The organism is Peribacillus sp. Hz7 (genome assembly GCF_042136355.1).
Taxonomy (GTDB): Bacteria; Bacillota; Bacilli; order Bacillales; family DSM-1321; genus Peribacillus; species Peribacillus asahii_A.
The window spans coordinates 24,004-30,903 of the sequence record NZ_JBHHJV010000032.1; the positions used below are offsets into that span (position 1 = coordinate 24,004).

General features: G+C 38.7%; 6 protein-coding genes and 1 rRNA gene. 5 read left to right on the forward strand and 2 right to left on the reverse strand.

The window, feature by feature from the left end:
• Positions 1 to 6 precede the first annotated feature (6 nt).
• Together ACE199_RS21890 and ACE199_RS21895 are read right to left on the reverse strand one after the other, a co-directional pair.
• Positions 7 to 786: an IclR family transcriptional regulator gene (locus ACE199_RS21890; RefSeq protein WP_252288357.1), complete on the reverse strand. Its 780-nt coding sequence runs from the start codon at positions 784 to 786 to the stop codon at positions 7 to 9.
• A complete protein-coding gene (locus tag ACE199_RS21895) occupies positions 767 to 1,555 on the reverse strand; it encodes an IclR family transcriptional regulator (RefSeq protein WP_252288359.1) in 789 nt (262 codons plus the stop codon). Before ACE199_RS21895 ends, ACE199_RS21890 begins: the two co-directional genes overlap by 20 nt.
• Before the next feature lie 216 nt (positions 1,556 to 1,771).
• On the opposite strand from ACE199_RS21895, the gene ACE199_RS21900 reads away from it, so the two are divergent.
• From ACE199_RS21900 to ACE199_RS21920, 5 genes are all read left to right on the forward strand, one after another.
• Positions 1,772 to 3,046: a phenylacetate--CoA ligase family protein gene (locus tag ACE199_RS21900; RefSeq protein WP_375351644.1), complete on the forward strand. Its 1,275-nt coding sequence runs from the start codon at positions 1,772 to 1,774 to the stop codon at positions 3,044 to 3,046.
• Positions 3,047 to 3,061: 15 nt separating this feature from the next.
• Complete coding sequence (locus tag ACE199_RS21905; RefSeq protein WP_252288363.1) at positions 3,062 to 3,460, forward strand: acyl-CoA thioesterase; 399 nt, start codon at positions 3,062 to 3,064, stop codon at positions 3,458 to 3,460.
• 5 nt (positions 3,461 to 3,465) lie between these two features.
• Complete coding sequence (locus ACE199_RS21910; protein WP_375351645.1) at positions 3,466 to 4,677, forward strand: FAD-dependent monooxygenase; 1,212 nt, start codon at positions 3,466 to 3,468, stop codon at positions 4,675 to 4,677.
• A 196-nt stretch (positions 4,678 to 4,873) separates the two neighbouring features.
• Entirely contained in the window at positions 4,874 to 6,301 is a 1,428-nt protein-coding gene (locus tag ACE199_RS21915) for an MFS transporter (RefSeq protein ID WP_252288367.1), read from the forward strand.
• A gap of 522 nt (positions 6,302 to 6,823) precedes the next feature.
• Positions 6,824 to 6,900: ribosomal RNA gene (locus ACE199_RS21920) — 16S ribosomal RNA — on the forward strand; the annotation flags it as partial.

Sequence of the window (6,900 nt, forward strand, 5' to 3'; positions counted from 1 at the left end):
GTGGTTTTAATGGTCATAGTAGCCTAACAGCTCTGAAATTTTTTTTGCGCTCTTCTGTAGTGTTTTGATTATTTCATCGTACTGATTTTCTTCGACATTTTTTGATTTACCAATAAGGGCGAGGGAGGAAACGACTTCACCGGTATAGTCTTGAATGGGTGCAGCTATGCTGATAAAACCAGTAGCATATGTATCCTTTGTGACAGCGTATTGATCGTAACGGATTTTTAATATTTGTTGTTTCAATATCATTGGGTCAGTAATGGTGTAATCCGTGTACTTTTTTAAAGGCTGTGTGATGACATTTTCAATTATAGCTTGACTTTTGAAGGCTAAAATAGCAAGGCCTTCTGCTGTACAGTGTAAGTCGTTGTATCGACCACTTTTCGTAATTAATTTCGCTGGTCGATCGCCCATTTCGCGTAGTAAATAGACGACATGATTGTGCTCCATCACACAAATATGTGCAGATAAGTGGAAACGATTTGCAAGTTTTATGAGTATTGGTTTTGCATCTGTGTAAATTTCTTTGTGTGATTGCACGATACCTCCTAATGCTAAAATCGATAAACCTAGGCGATAATGACTATTTGTTGTATTTTGGACTAGAAACCCTTCTTGTACGAGTTCCTTCACATAACGATGCACGGTGCTTTTGGCTAAATGAAGTTTTTCGGCCATTTCTGTAATACCGATTTCGTTGTGCTTCGGTGTGAAAAGTCGTAAAATACGCATGGCGTTTTTGACAGAGGCCACAAAATATTGGTCATTTAATGAGTGCTTCAATGTCAACATCCCTTTCATGAGTTTGAACGTATTTCGTAATGTCGTGACTTGTAAGGAGCACGTTGTTCACGACTTTTTGTAAGTTTGGCAGCATTCGTTTTTCCGGACCAGCAACGCTAATGGAAGCGAAGACTTGATTTTGTTTATTATAAATAGGGGCGCCGACTGACACGATGTTTTCAATAAATTCCCCTTTACTAATGGCATAGCCTTGGTGTCGAATCGTTCCTAATATTTGTTGTAATTGAGGTAAGCTTGTAATGGAATGCTCGGTAGTCTGTGCTAAACCGTTTTCAAAGAGTTCCTCAATCGTTGTCGGTTTCAAAAAAGCTAAAATGGCTTGACCAGATGCTGTGCAATGCGCAGGGTTCCGGCGACCGATATGTGACAATAATTGAACACTATGTTGGCTAGATTCCTTTTTTAAATAGATGATGTTGGTGTTATCTAAAATAGCAATATGTGAAGATTCACCTGTTTGGAGTGTTAATTGTTTTAAAAAATTGGTTGTTTCCTTCAAAATAGCTAATGGTTCGATTAGGGTATTCGATAGGGCAAGTATGGAAGATCCTAAACTATATGTATTGAAATGGACATTTTGATGCATAAAGCCTTCGCTTTCTAACGTCTGAATGAGTCGGCAGGCCGTACTTTTGGAAACATTAACAAGCTCTGCGACTTCTGATAATGTTAATTCTGGTTGGTCACCGGAAAAGCTTTTTAAAATGCGAAGAGCATTGGTTAATGAGCTGTTCGTTGTGCGAGACAAGCAGAACCCCCCTTTTTTTAAAAAAAACAAAACTTTTTTATAAAATACCACTTTTACTATAAATAATCTTCACAAAACTGACAAAATTTTATTTTTGTTCCATATAGCAGAATGAAAGCCTTTTCATAAAACGAAATTCCTCTTATTATTACTTTAGTATTTTTAGAATTTTCTGTACCTTATACAAATTATTATGAACAGAGGGGTGTATGGTTAATGAATTATCACATTCACGAGACAGATGTTGATTTCAAAACCAATAAATTTCATAGGTTAAATGAGTTATTAGTCTTTGTTACAGGCTTTAATGAGTTTTATAAAGAAAAATATAAAGGCATTCATTTACCTATTACATCCGTGAAGGATTTAAGCCGTCTTCCTTTTACGACAAAAAGGGAATTAGCCGAAGATCAAAAATTGTACCCACCATATGGTCGTAATCATTCTTATCCAGAAGGGAGCTACATTCGCTATCACCAAACATCAGGAACAACCGGCCGTCCATTAAAAGTGCTCGATACGGCGAAAAGTTGGGACTGGTGGTCAGATTGTTGGGTGGAAGTTTTGAAATCTGCCGGTGTAACGAAAAAAGACCGTGCCTATTTAGCCTTTTCATTTGGACCGTTTATCGGATTTTGGGCAGCACACGAAGCTGTGCAGAAACTTGGCAGCATGGCCATTCCAGGTGGCAGCATGTCGTCGGAAGAAAGGTTAAACAGCATGCTTCAGAACGAAGCAACCGTTCTTTTCTGTACACCAAGCTATGCACTTCATTTAGCAGAAGTTGCTGAAAAGCTAGGATTAAATATTCAAGACTCAACAATCAGAAAAATCATTACAGCTGGAGAACCAGGTGGCTCGGTTCCTTCTACACGTGCTCAAATTGAAAATTTATGGGGAGCTAAGCTATTTGACCACGTTGGAATGACTGAAATAGGTGCATACGGATATTCTTGCCAAGAACAAAGAGGATTGCATGTGAATGAAGCACAATTTATCGCTGAGGTCATTAACCCAGATACGTTAGAACATGTGGCACCCGGTGAACGTGGGGAGCTCGTGTTAACAAATCTTGGACGTTTCGGTTATCCAATGATTCGCTATCGTACTGGCGATGCTGTTGTATATCAACCAGAAGCTTGCGCTTGTGGAACTCCATTTTTATTTTTACCAGGCGGTTTGTTAGGACGTACAGATGATATGGTGGTCATTCGTGGTGTGAATATTTATCCGTCATCCATTGAAGCCATTGTTCGTGAATTCGCTTCAATTAAAGAATTCCGAATTATTTATTATACAGAACTTGAAATGAATCAAGTTAAAGTTCAAATTGAAGGTCCAGAAGAAGTAGTGCCAATGTTGGCACAATTATTACGCAAACGTGTGGGCTTACGAATAGAAGTAGAGTGGATGGAAGATAATTCCCTGCCGCGTTTTACCATGAAGGCTCGTCGCGTTATTGACAATCGTACAGCTGGCGTCACTGTATAAGAAGGAGATTATTAAATGGAGTACAAAGTAAAAGTACATTGGGGAGACACGGACGCTGCAGGTATTGTATTTTATCCGAATTTTTATAAATGGATGGATGAAGCAACGCATGAATTTTTATCGGCGATTGGACACCCGACGGATGCTTTATTTAAAGAGAATATTGCATTACCTTTGATCGAAACACATTGTGATTTTAAACGACCCGTTCTATACAATGTAGAACTGATTGTGAAATCAGAGGTCGTGTTATTAAAAGAAAAGGTGTTCAAATTATTACATCAATTTTATTGTGAAGGCCAACTTGTGGCGGAAGGCTATGAAGTGCGGGCGTGGGCTTCAACAGCAGAAGGGTGTGCGAGAGCAGTCACGATTCCAGAACAAGTGAAAAATAAACTAGGATTAAAGGAGTAGGTAAAATGACAAACACACGTGAAGTATTAGTTATCGGTGCAGGACCAGTTGGTATGACCGCTGCCCTTGCACTACATAAACAAGGTATTAGAGCAACAATTATTGAAGCAGAGCCAGAAGGACGTGAACGTGCAGGCAGTCGCGCGATTTATCTTCATAAAGAAACTTTAAAACTATTAGAAAGTATTTCTTCAGGCTTAGGTTTTGAATTAGCGGATATCGGTATTGTTTGGCCTGTCAAGAAAACGTCCTATCGAGGCGAACCGGTCTACAAACGCATTTATGAGCCAGCGGCACCAAATACGATTCCAGCGTTCGCAAGTTTACATCAACACGAAATTGAAAAAGCGTTATTTAAAGCATGTCAAGCTGCCGATGTAGAGTTTGTATGGGGAGAATCAGTGAAGGACGTAGTCACCTCAAATGAAGGCGTTACCATTGAAACAGAAAAGGGTACTTGGGAAGCAAAATATGTTGTCGCGGCAGATGGTGCACATTCTGCAGTAAGAAAGTCTGTCGGTATCAAATTTGAAGGGCCGCGTACAAGTGATGCATTTGTCGTAGTGGATGTAAAAGAAGATGAAGAAAATCCACTGCCACTGGAGCGTACTTTCCATTATCAACATCCAGATGCTGGTGGACGTAATGTGATGTATGTACCATTTGCAGGTGGTTGGCGTATCGACTTACAACTATTCGATGAAGATGATCGTGCATACTACGGTTCAGAAGAAGGTGTACACGAATGGCTTCCAAAAGTAATGGATCCGAAATATGCTGAACGTATTACATGGATTTCAACCTATACATTCTATCAAGTAGTTGCAGAAAGCTACACAGATGAACATCGTCGCGTCATTTTAGCTGGTGAAGCTGCCCATTTATTCGCTCCATTCGGTGCACGCGGATTAAACTCAGGGGTACCAGATGCAACAGTAGGTGTACAAGGTATTGCAGCTGCATTAAAAGCTGAAACGGTTGAAGAAGCACGAGCTGCCATTGAAGCAGCAGCGAATGAGCGTCTAAGCGCAGGTTTATATAATCGTGAATGTTCAAACTTAGCTCTTGAACATATTCAAGGTACAAATGAAGAGATTAAGCTAAAACGAGAAATTAGTGCTTTCTTAGCGCCGCATATTCCGAAATTAGGAAAATGGTTAGACGAAGGTCCATTTGGCCCACGTTCTGGCCCACCAGCATTATCAACGAAGTACTAATTTATTCTGGATTTTGGCAACGTTGTTGTTTGCAGGTGGAATGATGGCGAAAAATGAAGTCGCATCAGAAATGTGCTGTACTAGCATATTTCTGATGTGAGTTCGTTCATCAATTAGCTCTTTAATGAGTACAGCCATATAACGCTGATAAAATGGTGATTCTGAAAAATAGCAATTCACAGGGGAGGGAATGCGTATGAAAGAAAGAATAACACAGCCGTATAAGCGAGTGTGGGGGATGCTCTTTATAGGTTGGATTGTTGCGTATTTTGACAGGACAATCACAGGACCTGCCGTTACCTGGATGATTAACAATGATGTTGCCTTTTTAGAAAGTGCATCCAACCCGTACGCATTAGGTGGTTTATTAGGTAGCTTATTTTTTGCAGGTTATATGTTGACGCAATTCCCAGGTGGTTACTTCGGAGATAAATATGGTTATCGTAATATGGTTATTTTGAGTATTTTATGGGCAGGAATTACGACACTGTTAACAGGATTCTTTCATGGTTTGCTTGTCTTTATTGCATTGCGTGTATTGACGGGGTTAGGAGAAGGAGCTTTCTATTCAAACGACCGTTCGCTCATTGTACAGGTAACGCCACCCAAAAAGCTCGGTTTAGGTATGGGAATCGTAATGAGTGGTTTATCTGTAGGTCTAACTTTAGGGTTAGTTGGAACCGTTTATTTAATTGAATGGGCCGTTCCATTTTTGGGGAATGACGCTTGGAAATCACCGTTCATTGTTTTAGGGATTGCTACGATTATTGTTGGTCTTGCTATGTCAACTGTGATTCCCAAAAGTATGAATAAACAAAATGCTAGTATGAAGAAGACGATTATCAGTTTAGGATCCTATTCTATTGTATTTTTAGTAATTATTATGACGATTTACGTTATTACTGATAAAGTGCAGTTAAGTGAAGGGGCGATAGCAGGAATCTTCACTTTATTAGCATTTGTTTTCATTGCATACATTTATCGTACAAAGTCAGAAGTTCGTCCAGTGTTAAAAAATCGCAATTTAATGCTTTTATACATCTCGGCAATTCCAATTATGTGGCATTTATGGTTTTATAGTTTCTGGTCTGTATCAATTGTAAGTGATTTTGGAGGGAGTACATTAACAACAGCGGCACTTGTTGCTTCATTTAATGCGATTGCAGGTTTGCTTGGTTTTCCATTAGGAGGTTGGATTTCAGACAAAGTAGCTCATAAACAAAATGGTCGCCGAAATATTTTATTTATTTTAACCGTATTCTTTGCACTTTCGGTATTTGCATTTGCATTTTATATTATGAGTGGTCACGGGAACTTAATTATTATGTCGTCCATTTTATTTGTTTCAGGTACAATCTTTTTCGCAGTACAATCCATTCAACATGCATTTATTTCTGAATTAGCACCGGCAGAGCACCGTGGCTCAGCGTTTGGTTTATGGAATTTAATTGCGGAAATTGGGGCATTATTATCTCCAGTAATTTCAGGGGTGCTACGAGATAGCACAGGTGACTGGAGCTCACCACTTTTACTAGACGCAACGTTAATCGCAGCGAGTTGTGTATGTATTATCCTAATTGGTGTTGGTTCAGCGAAATTAAAATCAATATCTCAATCAGCGTAATGGTTAAAACCAAGCAAATATCGATTTTATCGAAATTTGCTTGGTTTTTTATTCATTAAAACGAGAAATAAAATAACAAAATGAAAAAACAAGAAAGACTTGAAGAGTTTAGTCAAACATTCGATTCAATGAATGCGATGGATGAGGGGGTTAAACTTAATTGTACAAACAGTTAATAATGCCACTGGTATTGACAAGGGGAACGATGGAAAGATTAATAAAAAACGATTAAATTGAACGTCTCTTTTGGTGTTTTTTAGCTTTACTAAATTATTTTTTCTATATATACTTCCTCCTTCACAGTTCTCTTACTACTATATAATTTTCTCCTTGTCTCCTTTTCGCTAATTTTGAGAAAAAATATTTCAAAAAACAATTGACGAATTAAAAATAGGAGCGTATAATCAATTCTTGTCAGCAAGACAAATTAGTTCTTTGAAAACTAAACAAAACAGAAACGCCAACGTTAATTTTTAAAGTGAGCACACACTATAAAAAAGTGCAACATGAGCAAGTCAAATTCTATCGGAGAGTTTGATCCTGGCTCAGGACGAACGCTGGCGGCGTGCCTAATACATGCAAGTCGAGCGAATCAATGG

Bases quoted from the DNA above. Each gene is read 5' to 3' on its own strand.
- ACE199_RS21910 (WP_375351645.1), top strand. From the start codon at position 3,466: ATGACAAACACACGTGAAGTATTAGTTATCGGTGCAGGACCAGTTGGT.
- ACE199_RS21900 (WP_375351644.1), top strand. From the start codon at position 1,772: ATGAATTATCACATTCACGAGACAGATGTTGATTTCAAAACCAATAAA.
- ACE199_RS21905 (WP_252288363.1), top strand. From the start codon at position 3,062: ATGGAGTACAAAGTAAAAGTACATTGGGGAGACACGGACGCTGCAGGT.
- ACE199_RS21915 (WP_252288367.1), top strand. From the start codon at position 4,874: ATGAAAGAAAGAATAACACAGCCGTATAAGCGAGTGTGGGGGATGCTC.